The sequence below is a fragment of the Chloroflexota bacterium genome, from assembly GCA_016197225.1.
GTDB lineage: Bacteria > Chloroflexota > Anaerolineae > Anaerolineales > VGOW01 > VGOW01.
The window spans coordinates 25,070-43,067 of sequence record JACPWC010000056.1 but is presented as its reverse complement, the minus strand read 5'-3'; the positions used below and the strand labels follow the sequence as shown (position 1 = coordinate 43,067).

Below are 17,998 nucleotides of genomic sequence, written 5' to 3'. Positions count from 1 at the left end.
TGGAGCATGAGGCGAACGCTCCACGCCCCACATTCCACGCTCCACGAGGTTCACATGATTCACAGCAAACACGGCATTGGCAACATCGGCCTTACCGGCCTCAAACAAACGTGGAACCCCTCGGCGGCGGCCACCATCGAAATGGCCGTGCATCGTAGCGAAGGCCGGTTGACCACCGGCGGGGCGTTTCTGGCCGTCACCTCTCCCTTCACCGGGCGCTCGCCCAATGACAAATTCATCGTCAAAGAGCCGGGTAGCGAGGGCAAAGTCTGGTGGGGCAAGGTCAATCAGGCGCTGTCACAAGACAAGTACGAAGCCCTCGAAGCGGATGTCAAAGCCTACCTGAACACCAAAGAGCTTTTCGTCCGTGACCTGTACGCCTGTGCCAACCCGCGCCGCCGCCTCAACGTGCGGCTGATCTCCGAGAGCGCCTGGCACACCCTGTTTGCCTACAATCAATTCATCCGCCCTTATGCCTCTGACCTGGGCGACTTCGAACCAACCTTCACCATTCTGCACGCGCCGGAGTACCATCCTGATCCTGAGCGACACGGCACGCGCAAGCCGGCCTCCGGCCCCACCGCCGCCATCGTCCTCAACTTTGCCACGCGCACCGTCATCATCGCCGGCACGCGCTACGCGGGCGAGATCAAGAAATCCATCTTCACCGCCCTCAACTATCTTCTGCCGCTCGAAGGCGTGTTCCCCATGCACTGCTCGGCCAACGTCGGGCCGCAGGGCGACACGGCGCTCTTCTTCGGCCTCTCCGGCACCGGCAAGACCACCCTCTCGGCGGATCACCGCCGCGGCCTGATCGGCGACGACGAGCACGGCTGGGGCAACGCCGACGTGTTCAACTTTGAAGGCGGTTGCTACGCCAAAGTTATTCGTCTTTCGTCGGAAGCCGAGCCGGAGATTTACGCCACCCTGAGCATGTTTGGCACAGTGCTGGAAAACGTGGTGATGGACGACGAGACGCGCGCCCTCGACCTCAACAGCGAAGCCATCACCGAGAACACCCGCGCCGCCTACCCGATCCATTACATCCCGAACTACGTCGCCAGCGGAATCGGCAATCACCCCAGGAACGTCATCTTCCTCACCGCCGACGCCTTTGGCGTTTTGCCGCCGGTTTCCCGCCTCAGTGCCGAGCAGGCCATGTACTACTTCCTCTCCGGTTACACGGCCAAGCTGGCCGGAACCGAGCGCGGCGTGACCGAGCCGCAGGCCACCTTCTCCACCTGCTTCGGCGCGCCGTTCATGGTGCACCACCCGCACGTGTACGCCAACATGCTCAAGGAAAAGATCGCCCAACATCAATCGCAGGTCTGGCTGATCAACACCGGCTGGAGCGGCGGGCCGTACGGCGTTGGCTCGCGCATGAAAATCTCTTACACTCGGGCTATGGTCACCGCCATTCTGGATGGCCGCCTGCGCGACGTGCCCACCGAAACTGATCCTATCTTTGGCCTGCACATTCCCACCGCCTGCCCCGGTGTCCCGGCAGAGGTGCTCGTGCCGCGCAACACCTGGGCCGACAAGGATGCTTACGACGCGAAGGCCAAAGACCTGGCCCACAAGTTTGTCGAGAATTTCCAACAGTTTGTGGATAAGGTTGAGGCCGGGATTGCGGCCTCCGGGCCGCGTGGCTGACGAGAGCGGCCCGTAGGTTACGCCTCACTTCCCTTTTTCTGTTTCAAATACGCCAAATACAGCCGATACCAAAACGGTGAGTAGACTTTGTCGAACGCCCCCGGCGCGCGCGCGAGCTGGCCGCCAAAACCGCGCTTGAAACGATAGACACCCCACAGCCCGTCGTGGCGAGTCTCGAAATTGGCTTCGAGCGTCCCTTCGTCTTCGTCCGGCACGCCCCACAGGTCGTAACTGGTTGCGCCGCGCACCCTGGCCCAGTGCATGGCTTCCCACTGCAAAAGATAGGCCGGCATGCGGTTGCGCTCGGCGTCCGATGAGCAACCGTAGAAATACCACGCCCGCCCGCCGAGGACGAACAGCATCAGCCCGGCCAGCGGCTGGCTGTTGAACGAGGCCAGAAAAAGCTGGGCGCGGCCCGAGGGGTGAAACAGCTCGTAGGCCTTGCGATAGTAGTCGCCCGAATGCACGCCGAACTTGTCGCGCTCGCCCGTCACCTGCATCAACCGAATGAAGGCTTCAACATCGTCGGAGGTGGAGACGGCCACTTCCTTTTTGGCCGCCAGCCGGATGTTGTAGCGCGTCTTCTGTTTCATGGTCGCCAGGATCGCGTCTTCGTCGGGCCGCAAATCCACTACGAGCGTGCGGCGCGGCTGGATCAGGTGCGGGCTGGGTTGAAAGCCCAACTCGTCGAGACGGTTGACCGGCGCGTCGTCCGGCTCGATCTTCAAAAAGATCGCCCGTCCGGATCGGGCCACGTTGTCAATTGATTCAAACAGATAATTGACCAGCGAAGGGTTGCGCCAGTCCACCAGCGGGCCTTTGGGAATGTAGGCGATGGTGGCCAAGCCGAGGGGCAGTGGCCGAAACAGAATTTGCGCCCCGGCCACAAGCTGGCCGTTCTCGCGCACGTCTACCCGCGCCGCCGACCAGCCAAAGGCGCATTTGAGTTCGGCCCAGGCTGAGGTTTGTAATATGTGACCGTGTGGATGCGATTCGACGAAGGCGTCCCACGCCGAAGAAGTAATGGGAGAAGGCACGGGGGCATTATACCAACTGAGGTTGAGCGGCTTTCAATTGAGGGCACGTAGAGCGAGTTGTCAACTCGCTCTACAATTGAGGCGCTTCGTAATTTCGGTACGGCTCGATCAGCACTGCACTGCCGACGGGCGTGAGCACGACGTTGGTGGGCGTGTGCGGCACAAGATACTCGCATCGCTCCAGTGGCGTGGCAACCGCCGTTTGCAATTTGCATTGCCTGAAGAGTTCCAGCACCGGGCCGACGTGTTCAACGTCCATCCTGGCAAAGGCCTCGCCAAAAGCCGCCAGCCGGATGATGGGGCGGCCCTCACGCGCCGAGAGGCGATACAGCCGGGTGAAGGACGCGGCCAGCGCCAGATAAAAGACGATCTCGGTTCCGCCGTCGGCGGTTGCCTCCAGCCGTTGTGCTTTGCCCTTCCCGCTCTTGGCTTCGACGTGATAGCGCAGGTAGCGGCGATAATCGGCCAGGCCGGAGTCGGGTTGAGAGGTGAGGGTCTCGTGGAACTTGTCGAACGCAACTTTGTGATCAAGATAGAACCGGCTCTCGAACAACGAGCCTTCAACCTGTTCCGAACCGGTCACCAGGTCGTAAAACGCTTTGAACTCAGGCGCGGGTTCGCAGGTAAAGCGGTAAGTCTGGCCGTCGCGTGCCAGTTCGGCCAGGGCGTCGTTGATCTGCGTTAGGACCTGATCCGCCTGGGCAAAATGCTGGCGCAGTCCGCGCAGAACGTGATCGCGCAATTCTTCTTCGATGTCGCGCTCGGTGCTGTCAATCTGGGCCTGGTAGCGCGGCAAGTCGCTGGCCGTGAGTCGCTGATGCTCTTCAGCGTAGCGAGCCTCGGCGGGGTCGTTGGGTCGGGCCACAAACTGGAAGGTGAGGTTATAAATCGTGGCCGCCTCGGTCAGGCGCTGGCGGGCGTCCTTTGCCTTCGTTTCAAACTCCCGTTCTTTTTGCAGGGCGTTGCGGACGGCCTCGTTCGGCTCAAGCTTGAGAAACTGGGGCAGGGCCTCCTCGGCGGCAGTGACAACTTCTGCGAGTTGGGCGCGAGCGGCGGCGGCCTGCCCCTCAAGTTCGGCGTGGTCTTGTCGGGCGGCTTCCAGGTCGGCCTGCTGCGCTCTTAGTTCAAGTTCCTCCAGGGCCAGCTTGTGGCTGATCTCATCGCGAGTCTTGCTCTCGCGAGCCAGGTCGTCCCGCAAGCCTCTGGCTTTCTTCTCAAACTCGGCCACCGGAGTCAGGTCGAGTGTTCGCAGTTCGGCCTGCAAAGCGTCCGCCTGCTCGCGGGCCGGGCGCTCGTCCAGTGGCGCGCTCAACCGCGCCCTCAGCGCCGGAAGTTCACGGCGATGTTCGAGCGCCGCCAGCCGTGCTTCGGTTTCGGCCAACCGCTTTTCGAGTTCACTCAGTTTGCCGTTTGCCTCTTTCAACTCGCTCTCGCGCAACTCAATGTGCGAACCTTTGGCGCGACTGCCGATAAACCAGGGTTGATACTGCTCAGGCGACCAGTCGCGAATCAGCCAGTCGCTGTAAAACTTCACCTCGGGTGTGATCGCCCGGCGATGATCGCGCAGTTTCTCAACCGCGTCACAGGTGATGATGTCGCCCAGCATGGCGTTGACGTAGTCGCGCAAGTCGGGATACTCGGTCATCACCTGCTCGGCCAGCGAGCCGGGCTGGGCCGGGCGGGCGTCTTTGTCGGCGCTGGCAAAGTCCAGCAGGCCGGCCTCGGTCAGCCCAGCCTTGTTCAGGGCGCGCTGGGCGTCTTCGAGCCAGGTGAGCGAGACGATGGCCCCAAAGCGGCGCGGCCCCAGCGCCGCCTCCACCACGTTCTGCCACTTCGCATCCGGAATCTCCAATAGTTCACACAACAGCGGCGGCCTGCGGCCAATGATGGGCGCGACGATCTCTTGCAGTTTGAGGACGTAAGGCGGATATGGAATCTGATCGCGCTCCCGCAGGCCGGTTAGTTCCTGATTGAGCGACTCGACTCTGGAACGCAGGGCGCTGATCTGTTCGACGAGTTTGGCTCTTTGTTCGACGAGTTTGGTGGAAGCCGTCTCCAGTTGGGTGGCGGCCTCTTCCGTCGCCGCCGAAAGGGCCGGGGCCGGCGGACGTTCGGGAGCAGAGGCGGCCACACCGTCGCCCCAGGCCCGGAGCGCAGCGTCGTCATCCAGCTTGCCGAGCAGAGAGCGCAATGAGTCAGCCGTCTTCGTCAGGTCGCGGCGCAATGCCCCCCAGCGGGCGCGAAGGTCGTCGGCCTCACGCGAGGCGGCGGCCAGTCCCAGTTGCAGTTCCGAGCGCCGCCGCGCCTGACCGGCCTCGAAGAGCAGGCGCTCAACTTCGCGCAGTTTGGATTCGAGGTTGGCGATGGTAGTTTGCGAAGCCGTATATTGGTTATTGGTTATTTTGATTTGTTATTGCGTTTGAGCAATTTGCTCTTGAATCGACTCTGCTTGTTTGGCGGCGGCGCTCGCGCGGAGCAGGGCGGCCAGCAGGGTGTGCTGGTCGCGCTGGTCAGTCAGGCGGCGGGCTTCGGCCTGGTGCTCAAGCACGTTTTGCAGTCCGGCGATTCGTTTTTCAATGCGCTCAACTTCGGCTTGCAGAGGCCCCAGCCGCTCGCGGGCGCGGCGCAGTGGCGTGAGGTCGAGTGGGTGCTCGGCCAGCACCCAGGCGTTCACGAACTCGTCAATGTTGTGAATTGGCTCAAAGCGCAGGGCGCGCGGAAAAAGTTGGAAGAAGTCCTCGTCGAGGCCGCCCAACTGGTTGAGCAGTTCGGCCTGGTAATCCGTAGCGTGCTCAAAGGATTTTGCGCCGCGCCGGTTGCGGAGCAGGGCGCGTAGTTCGATGCGCGGCAGGGGCCGCCCGGTGGTGACGAAGACGCCGGGGTTGAGGGCTTCGGGCAGGATGAAAAAAGTTTGCTCCACCGGCCGGTGGCTTCCGGCCTCGACGCAAACGCCGAGCGTGAACGCGCCGCCGGCGCGTTTGTCGGCGAACTCGAGCACGGCGTAAGAGACGGTGTTGCCTGGCCTGAGCCATTGACTCTCGTTGAGGCGGCCACGGGCGTAGGCGTCAACGTCGTAGGTGAAGCCGCCACGCGGGTGGCGGCCAAACCGTAGCCGGGCCGGGTCGGCCACCAGCGCCAGTTGGATCGCATCCAGCGCCGCGAGTCCGTCCTGGTCTTGCCCGGCCAGGTAGAAGCTCTCGTCAACCTCAATCACTTGAGCATTGAAGCGGAGCCAGTTGTGGAGGAAGAGGCGGGTAAGAGAGAGCATGAGTAGTTCTAAGGTTTGGTCATCCACAGATTACGCAGATTTTCGCAGATGAGTTGAACAAATCTGTGGTAATCGGCGAAAATCTGCGGATGAATTCTCTGGCACGCCCTAAGTCTGGCGTTCGCCAAGTTGCTGGGCCAGGGCGGCGATCTCTTCGGCAGGCACGACGATTTCGAGCGTGGGCAGGAGTTCGATCTGTTGCTCCGAATTTCCCGTTCGCAGAACCTCGCCGCCGGCTGGCCGGATGAGCTTAAGACTGTGCAGAGTCGGCAGGGCGTCGTAAAGGCTCGCGGATTCAGTCTCGCCCCGATCGGGAAAGAGCTTGGCCCAGCGCGCCACAATGTCGTCAATAGTGACGACCGGGTAGCGAGTGAGCAATCCCTCTTTCTTTTCGCTCTTCTCCGCGTACATCAGCCGCAAGAACAACAGCCAGAAGGTTGTGTTTGGGTCGAGCCGGCGGCGGCGCGCGCCTTTACCGTGAACAAGTTGGAAAGCGTGGAGTTGCTCGTGGTGGCGCAACTCCCAGCCGCCCACGCGCAGGTAGTCGGCCACCAGCTCCTGCCTCCGGGCGATGAAGTTGTAGGCGCGCCGGTCGGCCTCCTCTTCCTGCCAGATGAAACCTTCGTCCATCAGCCGTTGAATGGCTTCGGCAAAGGTTGCCTGGTCGAGCGCCGAAAGCAGATCATAATTCTGAGCGAATTGGCTCAGGCTCATTGGGTGTTTCTCCTTTTACTAAAAAGTCGCGGAAGCCGACGCCGCCCGCTTCGACCCAGGTGAACTCTTCCAGTTCTTCGACGTGATAACCAAGCGAGCCGTCGCCGTAAGCGCGCAGGAAAATGAGGAGCGGCAGAGTTTGCCCTGCGACTGAAAGGAGTCCCGAAGGGTCGGCAGAACCGCTGAGGACGATGTCGGCGGCGCGGATTTCGGATCGGTCGCGCAAAATGCTTTGCGCCAAACGCCTGACACGCTCGCGGCTCACAGGCCGATTGAGTTGGCGGGCCGTTTCGCGCTGGGCGGCTTTGGCGGCGCTAGTGGAAGGCGAGGGAATGGAAACAGAGTCGGGAATAAAAGGAAATGGGGGAAAAGAAGGAAAAGCGAGCGGCTCGGAGTCGAACACTTCCAAGTGATATAGATTGATGAGCGAATCGGTTAGACCCGAAGGGTCTGATGAGAGGAAATTCAGAATTCTAATTAGTTGGGCGCTGGCGGGTTGCGCTTCCGTTTTGGCCGACTCGGCCAGCGCGCGCTGGCGGGACTCGATCTCATTTAACAGGCGATCAATGGCCTGAAAGTCGCCCTCAATCGGGGCGGCGGCCTCGCCGTGTTTGGCGGTGGTGTTTAAGATGTCCTGCCGAAGTTGAGCCAGCGCTTCGAAGTTGAGCTGATGCCAGGCCGGGTTGTGTTGAATCTTCTTGAGTTCGGCCTGAAGTTGTGAGGTTAGGCGGCCTGCTTCGGCCAGACGGGCCTCACGCCCTTCGCCGCGCGCGGCGGCTTGCAGGAGATCGTGAATCGCCACCATCAATCCCTCAACCGGCGGCGGTTCGTCGGTCGCAGTCTTGCTTAGAATCTGCAATAGCTCAAAGGCGTGAGCCGGGAGGGTGTAAGCGCGAGTGAAGTCGGTTTGGACTTCGGGCCGAAGCCAGCCACAGCGCTCGAGGTAGTTCAGGATGTCTTGAGCGCGCGCTAGTGTTTCTGACTTAGCCAGGTGGCTGAGAATGATGTCAAGGACGAGGTTGCGCGAGAGCGGCTGCGGGCGGCGTTGCGTTTCGGCAAAGAGGCCGGCGAGAATGTTGGCATAAACGTCAGCGCCGGGAGCGGTGAAGGGGTTGAAAAGAGAGGTGGGCAGGGCGTTGAGGAGCATTGGGTAGGATTATAGCCAATCCTGTTTAATTGGCGAGGCAGTTTCGCTTTCCTCAATTATGGCTATAATTTGCTTATGCCACCGCTCAACCCTTATATTGCCGGCAACCCTAGTGCCGGCGAGCAAGGTTTCTTTGGCCGCGAGGATGTTCTACGGCAAGTAGAACGCGCAATCGTCGCGCCCGGCCAGAATGCAGTGGTCATCTTCGGCCAGCGGCGTATTGGCAAAACGTCTGTCCTCCTGCAACTTCAACGCCGCCTCGACCTCAAACAATTTGTGGTGGTCTATCAGGATTTGATGGATAAGGCCACTAAACCGCTGGGCGAGGTGATGCGCGAACTGGCGCGTTCCATTGCTCTGGAACTCGGCCTCGATGAACCCGACATTGACTTTGACGATGCGGGCACGAACTTCCAGCGCCAGTTTTTGCCTCAAGTTTATGCCGCTCTGCCATCAACTGACCACCATCTGGTTTTGCTTTTTGACGAATTTGATGTGCTGGACGTGATTCAGCGCGAACGCCTTGAGCCAAGCGCCGCCGCCAACCGGTTGTTTGAGACCCTGCGCCGTTGGATTCGTGAAGAGACGCGGTTGGAGTTTGCCTTTGCGTTGGGGCGCGATCCAAAAGACCTCGACAACACTGACTTCCTCGCCACCTTCAAAGGGGCGCGGACCATTCGCATCTCAGTGCTTGACCGAGACTCAACGACACAACTCATTACTGCTCCCTCAAATCGCATTCATTACACTGCCGCCGCAGTTGAGCATATCTACAACCTGACCAACGGCCACCCTTACTTTACCCAACTCCTTTGCCAGTTGCTGTTCGACCATGCCTACGCCTCACCTGATTCCGAAATTCCTTTGATCAACGAAAAAGATGTTGAAGGGATTGTTCCCCAGGTCTTTCAAGTGGGCGATAACGTCTTTGCCTGGATTTGGGATGGCCTCTCGCCTGCTGACCGGATTATCACCTCGGCCATGGCCGAACTTTTGCCTGACGAAATCGCCGCCGCCAGCCGCGAAGCAATTCTGGATACTTTGCAAACCCGGCGCATCCGGATCGTCACCCGTGAACTTGAAGCCTCACCGGAGAAGCTGGTGGAGTGGCAACTGCTTCAGCCGGCGTCGGGGAAAGGCTATCGCTTTCTGGTGCCTCTTCTTTATCGCTGGATTCGCGAACGCAAACCGCTCAGTCAAGTGCAGGATGAGCTTGACCGGGTCAACCCGCGCGCGCAACGTTATTATGAAGTTGGCAAGCTGGAACTGGATGAAAACAACCTGCAAGTGGCAGTGGATAACTTTGAGCGGGCGCTCCGAGCCAACCCTGAACACCTGCAGGCCAGGTTGAGTGTGGCCGAAGCTTATCTTGAATTGAACCAGCTCGATGCGGCAGTAAGTTCCTACGAGGAAGCTTACAAGCGGGATGATATTCAGTCGCGGGCAAGTTTGGTGAAAGCCCTGCTGGCCCGCGCTGAACGGGCTGAAGATGAAGATAAAGCCCTGAGAGATTACGAGCGGGCGATAGTGGTGATGCCGGGCAATGAGGCAGCCAAAGAGAAAAGGCTCTTTATTTGGAAAGCGAGGGCGGAGCGGGCATTTGCGGCCAAGCAATACGAAGAGGCCCTTGATGCGTTTGATAAGGTAGGCGATGCGGAAGGGCGTAGTAAAGTAGAAGCGGCGTTCAAATCAGATTGGAAAGCGAGAGCGGAGCGGGCGTTTGCGGCCAGGCAATACGCGGAGGCCCTCGATGCGTTTGATAGGGCAGGCGATGCGGATGGGCGCAGTAAAGTCGAAGCCGCGATCAAATTAGCAGTCACTTATGCCGAAGGTATGGGTGCGCTCAAACAGGGGCGGACCGCCGAGGCCGTCGAGTATTTTCGCCAGATTGTGAGCATTGATCCGGATTACGAAAATGCCGCCGAAGAGTTGGCGGCGGCGGTCCGCCTGAGCAAACTGCCACCCAAGCCCTTTGAGCCAACGCTACTACCGCGCGCCGAGCCTAAACTGCCGACGGCAAGCCGGACAAAAACAGCAATAATCATTGGCGGCATTGTGTTATTGATCGCGTTTATTGGAGTGCTTGCAGTTTTTGGCGCGAGAGGAATACCGGCCACCCTCACTGCCACCGAGACCGTTGCTTTTACTTCGCCTCCGCCCACTAATACTGTTCCGCCTCCAAGCGATACGCCGTCACTCACTGAAACACCCACGCCACCAACACCAACGCAGACATCAGTAACGCAATTGGATGGGTGGTATGTCATTACGGCGAATATCACTCCCACGCCGCCAACACCAACCTCCCTAACTCCTACTCTGACTGATACGTCTAAACCGTCTCCGACTCGGACGCCTGCCTATACAAGCCCTCCCATTTCTGTAACACTGACTTACACTACTGTTGAAGTTTATGCGGATAGAGACTGGCAAGACACTGGAGTTTTTGTAAATGCAGGACAAACAGTTACTATTCAATATATATCCAGTAAATGGTCTCCTTTAAATGGCTTTGTACTAATAGATGGGCGAGGATGTACAGATGAACGTATATGCACTCAAGATCTCAACTATCCAGACAACATATTTCCGGCGCTACACGGTAGTCTAATTGGGATGATCGGCGAGCACATGTTTGCCGTCGGCAACTCAACGACTCTTCAAGCACCCACAAGCGGCAATATATACTTGCGAATAAACGATAGGCAAATCAACGACAACTCTGGCTCTTTGATTATACGGTTGATTGTACAATCGTAAGTATGGTGGTGTTAACGTACTGGCGAGCTATCGCGTCAGTTAGTTGAGATTCGAACTCCTGCCTCTCTCGCCGATGAAGTCGCTGGGCGACAAAGTTGCGCCCGATAAATCGGGCTACCAAAAACCATGCTCATTCGGCGCAATTCTGTAGCCCGAAATTCATTTCCAGGCGATGGTGAGTTGAACGGTTACTATTTCAATGCCTCCCAACCCCTTCCTTCCCTTTACCCCCGCCTTTGGCCCGGATTTCTTCAACCGGGATGCCGAGATCAAGGCCGTCTTTGAGCGCATTGCCAAACGGCGCAACACGGCTATTGTTGGCAACCCACACGTAGGCAAAACGTCGCTCTTGCATCACGTCGCTACCCCGGACGTTTTTGATAACCACACCTTGAACGCGGATCAGTACGCGCTGGTCGAGATTGACTTTCAACTCTTCGGTGAGAGCAAAACCCGCCACGACTTCTGGCGCGAACTGATCGTACAAGCAATCGAAGACAACCCGGAGGTCACTGCGCCGCTCAAGCCGTTGCTCAAAAAGAAGGAAGTGAATGAACAAGCCTTGTTTCGGGCTTTTCAAAAAGTGGGCCGAGCCGAAGGATGTGTCGTAGCTTTTGTAGACGAGTTCGATTATCTCTTCAATCTGCCTGCCTTCCACACGCTGGATTTCCTGGGCGCACTGCGCGCGATTACGATGAAAAGCAAAGGGTTGTGCCTCATCACCGCCAGCCGCCTCTCGGTTGCCCAAATGAACACCCTAGGTGAAGAATACAAAGTGGCGACGCGCGGCTCCGACTTGTTCAACTATCTCGACGAATTGACACTCGGCTGTTTCGACGAGGTCCCGGTTCGGGTATGGCTCAAAAACCATTTGCCGCCGGAGGCCGTGGATGAAGCCGTGTTGCTCGCCGGCCACCACCCCTTGCTGTTGCAACTCGCAGGCGACGCGCTGTTCGACGCTGTCGAGCGCGGTGTGCAATCCGCTGGTTACCTGGCCCTGCGCGGCGCCTTTATCCATCGCGCCGAGTCGCAGTTTCAAGACGTGTGGAAATATCTGGACAGCAAAGCCCAGATTGCATTGATCATCTTTGCCCTGCGCGATTTGCAAGGCCAGGCCGGGAGACAAACGTTCAACTTGGAAAAGGCTGAACAGACTTTGCTCTGGTATGGGACCGAGGTCAAAGAAATGGTTCGCCGGGGCACCCTGGAGGCCGACGGGAATGGTGGGTATCGCCTGGGTTCGGCGGCCTTCCGCGCCTGGCTGGTCGAGCAGAAAATCGTCGGCACGCGCGGCGACGAGCCGCAAGAGGCTTTCACCCAATGGTTGCACAATAAGCAGTTCAAACTCGGCGGACTGATAACTAACGAAGAGATCGCATGGCTGCAAAAAGTGTGGAAAGTCATCCCTACGAATATCATTGATCTCGCCAAAAAAGCCTTGTTGCCGAATGCATTGCAATGACTCCTTTGTTAGGCCGTGAGGCCGAACTTCGCGCCGCCTTCTCCCGTTTGGCCTCCGGGCAGAGCGCGGCCATTGTCGGCGAGCCGGACACGGGCAAATCGCTGTTGCTGGCCCAACTCGCCCGCGCCGAGGTCCGCGCCGAATGGCTGCCCCACCCTGAGCGGTTGGCTGTCTTCGCCCTCGACGGGCGACATCTGCCCGCCTACTTCATCGCTACCACTTTTTGGCAGAGCGTTTTTGGGAAACTGTGTGTCGAAGCCCCACCCGCAATTCGTGTCGAAGCCAAACAATTTGTGGCGATGGGCGATTATGGCGCGTTTGCGTTGGAGCGGTTCTTTCGCCAGATGGGGCGATCCGGGTTGCGGGTGGTCCTGCTCGTGGATCACTTCGGCCACTTCCTCAGCCATCTGCTCGCCCCTCCAGCGGCATCGGCGGGAGAACTTCTCGGCGCATTGCGGTCACTCTCTTCGCGGTCAGGCGGCCTCTCGCTCATCGTCGCCAGCCACCGCCGCGTCTCCGAATTGAATCAACAGACTGCGAAATTGAATCCGCGCGGGTCGCCTTACTTCAATACTTTGCAGGAAATCCGTCTGGGTGCGTTTGGGACAGATGAGGCGCGTAAAATCCTGGGTAGCCAGGTTGAGGCTCCACTGGTAGACGCAGTTTTGGCCGCCGTTGGCCGCCACCCCCATTTGTTGTCGTTGGCCCTGAATCTCCATCCAATCCCCGCCGATGCCCAATCAATCGTCAATGCCTTATCCCATCGCGCTGGCGAGCATTTCGATCTAGCTTTTAGCTCTCTCAGCAACCTTGCGCCGGTGCTTCTCTCGGCAGTTGGCTACAAAACTCTTCCGCGCCCGCCTGCGCTGGGCGACATTGAAGACCTCATTTGGCGCGGCTGGCTAGACCGTAACTCCGATGGAACTCTCCGCCCTGACTCACTTCTCCTCGCCCAATGGCTCGAAAACAAACACGCGGAACTTGTGTGATAGCGGCGCTACTTTCTTGATCGGCAATATCTGCGGCAAAAAGCCCCGTACTTTCATTGACAAGTTCTCTAGTCCTATGCTACTATTGCGACGTTTGGCACAAACTTTTGAGAGTTCTCTCATCTAAAAACTCACAAGCTCCCACAATTCGAGGCAACGCATGCAAGCTGACTGGATATTTATAGGTATCTTTTTGTTGATCGGGATTATTTTCCCCACCGTGCCTATTGTGGCGGCCTGGTTCCTCTCTCCCAAAAAGCCGAACGCCAAGAAATACGAAACCTACGAGTGCGGCATTGAAACCGTCGGCGAGACCTGGGTGCAGTTCAAGATGCAGTATTACATCTTTGCCCTAGTCTTCGTCATCTTCGACGTGGAAACGGTCTTCCTCTTTCCGTGGGCGGTTGCTTTCGACGTGATGCCGTTCTTCATGGTCTTCGAGGGCGTCATCTTCATAGCCCTGCTGGCCGGAGGCCTGGTCTACGCCTGGCGCAAGGGCGCGCTGGAGTGGGTCTAAGAATACACAATACAGAATACCCAATACTCAATTGCTGTTGAGTATTGGGTATTCTGTATTCAGTATTGGAGTGATTTATGCCAGAGTTTAATTTACAAGCCGCAGGCAACATCTTTATCTATCTTTACGAACTGTTGGGCTGGTTTCTTCTCAACCAACTAGGCCTGCCCGAGCCGGTCGTCTTCATCATCCAAAAGCTCATCGCCATCTTCACGGTTGCCACCTTTGCCCTGCTCCTGCCCATCTTCACCATCTGGCTGGAGCGCAAAGTGGCGGGCCGGTTTCAGGATCGGCTTGGCCCGAACCGGGTGGGGCCGTTTGGCCTCCTTCAATCTTTTGCCGACGTGTTCAAGCTGTTGACAAAGGAAGACATTACCCCGACCGGAGCCGACAAGTGGGTCTACAACCTGGCCCCGATGCTGTCCGTCGTATCGGTGATTACCATCTGGGCCGTCATCCCGTTTGCCTCTACGATGATCGGCGCGAACGTAAACGTGGGCATTCTCTACGTGGTGGCCGTCAGCGGGTTGGGAACCATTGCCATCAAGATGGGCGGCTGGTCGTCCAATAATAAGTTTGCCCTGCTCGGCGCGTTTCGCACTGTTGCCCAGTTGGTGTCGTACGAAGTGCCGATGATCGTAGCCCTGCTCATCCCGGTTCTTCTGGCCGGTTCAATGGGCATGCAGGACATCGTCAAAGCCCAAAACTCGGTCTGGTTCATCGTCTCAGCCCCGCTGGCGGCGCTGATCTTCTTTGCCACCTCAGTGGCCGAAATTGGCCGCGCCCCCTTTGACCTGCTGGAAGCCGAAAGCGAAATTGTGGCCGGTTTCCACATCGAGTACACCGGCATGAAGTTCGGCATGTGGATGCTGGGCGAGTTTTTGCACGCCTTCACCATTTGCGTGCTCACGGCCGTCGTCTTCCTCGGCGGCTGGCAGGGGCCATTTGCCAAAGAAATACCAGTGCTGGGCGTGGTCTACTTCCTCTTCAAATCGTTTGCCGTTTACTTCGTCGTCATCTGGGTGCGCTCCACGCTTCCCCGAATCCGCATTGATCACTTGCTCTCGTTCAATTGGAAGTTCCTGGTTCCGCTGTCGCTGGCGACGCTGGTGGTGACGGCGCTGGTACAAAAGGCTGTGACCGAGTTCTTGCCTGGCGTGAGCGAGGTGGGGCAGGCCGTGGCCCTCTTCGCCGCCAATATTTTGTTGGTGCTGGTCGTCGGCGAGTTCATCCGCCGGGGCGCCAGGGAAGTGCGGGAAAAGGTAGAAGCGGAGACACATGCCGTACAAGCACATGAGGAAGCGGCCCACCACGGCCCGGAGCACGCGCCCGCCCATTAATCGGGTGAACTAACATGAATATTTCGCAAATCATTTTCCTTATTGTTGCCGCCGTAACCCTCATTTCGGCGGTGCTTGTTGTTACGGTTCGCCACCTGGTTCACGCCGCCCTGTGGCTCATCGTCACCCTGTTCTCGGTGGCGGTGATATTTGTTTTGCTGGAGGCGGGCTTTCTGGCTGTGGTGCAGGTGGTGCTTTACATCGGAGCTATTGCCGTGCTCATCCTCATTGCCATGATGCTCACCCGCAAGGCCATGAGCGATGAACTGGCGCAGGCTAACAGCCAGTGGCAGATCAGCCTGGTGGTGGTCGCGGCGGCTTTTGTGGGGCTGGCCGGTTTGCTCAACCTGAACGCCGGCGCGTGGCCGGCGCTGGCGACGCTGGATTTGAGCGGCAACGTGCGGCAGTTGGGCCTGGCCCTGGTGCGGCCAGACGAATTTGTGCTGCCGTTTGAGGTGGCCTCGGTGCTGTTGATCATCGCCCTCGTCGGCGCAATTGCCGTAGCTGGCGAGAAAAAATAATCTCTAATTCTCCAATTACCGATTACTGTTCACTGATTTAGGATTGCAAACATGGTTCCTCTAAGCTGGTATCTCTTCCTGGCCGCCGCCCTGTTTTGTATCGGCCTCTACGGCGTCCTGGCCCGGCGCAACGCCATCGCCGTTTTGATGGGCGTGGAGTTGATGATGAATGCCGTGATTATCAATCTGGTTGCCTTCTGGCGATACTTGCAACCGACGGCCATTAGCGGCCAGGTGTTCGCCGTCATCGTCTTCGCCGTGGCCGCCGCCGAGGCCTCCGTCGGCCTGGCTCTGATCATCTCCATCTATCGCCGCCGCAGCAGCGTGGTCGCCGAAGAGATGAATTTGCTGAAGTGGTGAGATTATGCGCATTGAATACGTCTGGTTGATCCCGGTTCCCCCCCTCCTGTCATTCTTTCTAATCTGGTTTTTCACTCATCGAAGCAAGGCGCTGAGCCACACCGTTGCTGTTGGTTCCATTGGCATCTCGTGGGTGTTGAGCTGGATCACGCTCTACTACGCCATCATCGCGCCGCACTTTGGCGAAACGGGGTCGGTTTTCGTGGACAGTGTGCCATGGTTGCCCACCGGCGACACCGTTCTGCGAATGGGCGTGCTGGTGGATCCGCTCACGGCGGTCATGCTGTTCTTCGTGCCGCTGGCCTGCTTGATGATCTTCGTCTACAGCGTCGGCTATCAAAATTACGGCAAGCCGGAAGATTCTCACGATGAGCCGGGGTCGCCTTCGCACAACGGCGTCGAGCCGATGTACTCGCGCTTCTTCTGCTTTCTCTCGCTCTTCGCCTTCGGCATGTTGACCCTGGTGGTGGCCGACAATTTGCTCCTGATGTTCATCGGCTGGGAGGTTATGGGCTTCTGCTCTTACGCCCTCATCGGCTTCTGGTATGGCCGCAACTACGACGACCCGAAGAAGATCACGCCCCGGCAGGCGGCGGTCAAAGCCTTCATGACCACCCGCGTCGGCGACGTGGTGATGATGCTCGGCATCGTCTATCTCTATTTTGCTTCGACCACCGAAAAGGCGCGCGAAATTCTTGGCCCGGCGGCTGGCACCCTCAGCTTCCGCGCCATGTTCTACAACGAAGAGTTTTTGCACTACATCGCCAGCGAACCGTCATTCATCGCTGGCTTAACGATTGCCGGCCTCACCGGCCTGCTCTTGCTGGTGGGCACAGTCGGCAAGAGCGCCCAGTTCCCTCTGCACGTGTGGTTGCCCGACGCGATGGAAGGCCCCACGCCAGTCAGCGCCATGATCCATGCCGCCGCGATGGTGTCAGCCGGTGTGTACGCGATGATCCGCCTCTTCCCGGTGCTGTCGGCGGGCTGGCACGAGGGCGGGCCGTTGACGCCGCCGATGATGGCCCTGGGCACGATCGGCGCTTTCACCGCCCTCTTCGCGGCCACCATCGCCTTCACGCAAAACGACGTGAAGAAGGTGCTGGCCTATTCGACGATTTCACAATTGGGATTCATGCTGGCCGCGCTCGGCATCGGCGGCTACGTGGCCGCCGTCTTTCACTTGATGACCCACGCCTTCTTCAAAGCCCTGTTGTTCCTCGGTTCCGGCTCCATCATTCACGGTATGGAACACGGCATGCACCATTCGCACGAGCACATTGACCCGCAGGACATGCGCTTCATGGGCGGCTTGCGCACCAAGATGCCGTGGACGTTCTGGACGTTCCTCATCGGCGGCATGGCCCTGGCCGGTTTCCCCTTCATCACCGCCGGTTTCTGGTCGAAGGACGAAATTTTGCTCGACGGCTGGCTCCACGCCCAACCCGTGTTCTGGATGTTGGCGATTGCCGCCTTGTTGACCGCTTTCTACACCACCCGCCAGATCATCATGGTCTTCTTCGGCGAGCCGCGCACCCACGCCGCCGAGCATGCTCACGAGAGCGTCTGGACGATGACGACGCCGCTGGTGATTTTGTCGTTCTTCGCCATCACCTCCGGCTGGTTAAATATTCCAACCGAATTCCCGGTACTTGGCTCGTTGGCGGCGGCTTTGAACGTTGACTTCAAGTTCAAGCACTTCGTATTGAGGACGCTCCTGCCGGAAGCAGGCGGTGAGGCTATTCCATTTCAATCGGTGCCGCTCATCACCTCGTTGGTGGTCGCCCTGGGCGGCATCCTGATCGGCTGGCTGGTTTATCGCAATGCCTGGAAGAAAGCCGACGACAAAGACCCAATGCAGTTCCTCGGCCCGCTCTACACCTTCCTCCAGAACAAGTATTACATGGACGAACTGTACGACACCGTTTTCGTCCGCCCGGCCAAGTGGATCTCGTCGGTGTTGGTGTATCAAGTGATGGATCGGACGATCATCGACGGCTTCCTGCATACGGTTGGCCGGACGGCGGTGGTGATCGGCAACTTCTTCAAGGATCAACTGGAGAAGAAGACCATCGACAATCCGCCGATTTATCTGGCCAATGGCATCCAGTGGGTGGGCAAGTCGTTCCGCGTCATCCAGACGGGCCGCGTCCAGAACTATCTCTTAATCGGCATCTTAATCGTGCTGGCATTCAGCGGCGTGTACTACTTCATGCTGGCGCGATAGGAGCAC

Annotated in this window: 14 protein-coding genes; 9 read left to right on the top strand and 5 right to left on the bottom strand. The window is 58.5% G+C overall.

Annotated elements, in window-relative coordinates:
* The first annotated feature begins 54 nt into the window (after positions 1-54).
* Complete coding sequence (gene pckA, locus HYZ49_08985; protein ID MBI3242413.1) at positions 55-1,653, top strand: phosphoenolpyruvate carboxykinase (ATP); 1,599 nt, start codon at positions 55-57, stop codon at positions 1,651-1,653.
* Positions 1,654-1,670: 17 nt separating this feature from the next.
* Here the strand turns inward: pckA and HYZ49_08980 are convergent, their stop codons facing one another.
* The 5 genes from HYZ49_08980 to HYZ49_08960 form a co-directional block, all read right to left on the bottom strand.
* Complete coding sequence (locus HYZ49_08980; GenBank protein ID MBI3242412.1) at positions 1,671-2,690, bottom strand: peptidoglycan bridge formation glycyltransferase FemA/FemB family protein; 1,020 nt, start codon at positions 2,688-2,690, stop codon at positions 1,671-1,673.
* A gap of 70 nt (positions 2,691-2,760) precedes the next feature.
* Complete coding sequence (locus HYZ49_08975) at positions 2,761-4,881, bottom strand: hypothetical protein (GenBank protein MBI3242411.1); 2,121 nt, start codon at positions 4,879-4,881, stop codon at positions 2,761-2,763.
* A 219-nt stretch (positions 4,882-5,100) separates the two neighbouring features.
* Entirely contained in the window at positions 5,101-5,958 is an 858-nt protein-coding gene (locus HYZ49_08970) for a hypothetical protein (protein MBI3242410.1), read from the bottom strand.
* A gap of 108 nt (positions 5,959-6,066) precedes the next feature.
* Entirely contained in the window at positions 6,067-6,672 is a 606-nt protein-coding gene (locus tag HYZ49_08965; protein MBI3242409.1) for a DUF4194 domain-containing protein, read from the bottom strand.
* A complete protein-coding gene (locus tag HYZ49_08960) occupies positions 6,641-7,819 on the bottom strand; it encodes a hypothetical protein (GenBank protein ID MBI3242408.1) in 1,179 nt (392 codons plus the stop codon). The genes HYZ49_08965 and HYZ49_08960 overlap by 32 nt, the downstream gene beginning before the upstream one ends.
* A 75-nt stretch (positions 7,820-7,894) precedes the next feature.
* On the opposite strand from HYZ49_08960, the gene HYZ49_08955 reads away from it, so the two are divergent.
* From HYZ49_08955 to nuoL, 8 genes are all read left to right on the top strand, one after another.
* The gene (locus HYZ49_08955) at positions 7,895-10,579 is read left to right on the top strand and encodes a tetratricopeptide repeat protein (GenBank protein ID MBI3242407.1); all 2,685 of its coding nucleotides are present in this window, start codon (positions 7,895-7,897) and stop codon (positions 10,577-10,579) included.
* A 199-nt stretch (positions 10,580-10,778) separates the two neighbouring features.
* Positions 10,779-12,041, top strand: a complete 1,263-nt coding sequence (locus HYZ49_08950; protein ID MBI3242406.1) for an ATP-binding protein — start codon at positions 10,779-10,781, stop codon at positions 12,039-12,041.
* Positions 12,038-13,030: an ATP-binding protein gene (locus tag HYZ49_08945; protein MBI3242405.1), complete on the top strand. Its 993-nt coding sequence runs from the start codon at positions 12,038-12,040 to the stop codon at positions 13,028-13,030. The genes HYZ49_08950 and HYZ49_08945 overlap by 4 nt, the downstream gene beginning before the upstream one ends.
* Positions 13,031-13,190: 160 nt before the next feature.
* A complete protein-coding gene (locus tag HYZ49_08940; GenBank protein ID MBI3242404.1) occupies positions 13,191-13,547 on the top strand; it encodes an NADH-quinone oxidoreductase subunit A in 357 nt (118 codons plus the stop codon).
* A gap of 77 nt (positions 13,548-13,624) precedes the next feature.
* On the top strand, positions 13,625-14,887 hold the full coding sequence (gene nuoH, locus HYZ49_08935) for an NADH-quinone oxidoreductase subunit NuoH (GenBank protein ID MBI3242403.1): 1,263 nt from the start codon (positions 13,625-13,627) through the stop codon (positions 14,885-14,887).
* 14 nt (positions 14,888-14,901) lie between these two features.
* On the top strand, positions 14,902-15,408 hold the full coding sequence (locus HYZ49_08930) for an NADH-quinone oxidoreductase subunit J (protein MBI3242402.1): 507 nt from the start codon (positions 14,902-14,904) through the stop codon (positions 15,406-15,408).
* A gap of 51 nt (positions 15,409-15,459) precedes the next feature.
* Positions 15,460-15,768, top strand: coding sequence for an NADH-quinone oxidoreductase subunit NuoK (nuoK, locus tag HYZ49_08925; GenBank protein ID MBI3242401.1), 309 nt, complete (start codon positions 15,460-15,462; stop codon positions 15,766-15,768).
* A 4-nt stretch (positions 15,769-15,772) separates the two neighbouring features.
* Positions 15,773-17,992: an NADH-quinone oxidoreductase subunit L gene (gene nuoL / locus HYZ49_08920; protein MBI3242400.1), complete on the top strand. Its 2,220-nt coding sequence runs from the start codon at positions 15,773-15,775 to the stop codon at positions 17,990-17,992.
* The last annotated feature ends 6 nt before the right edge of the window (positions 17,993-17,998 follow it).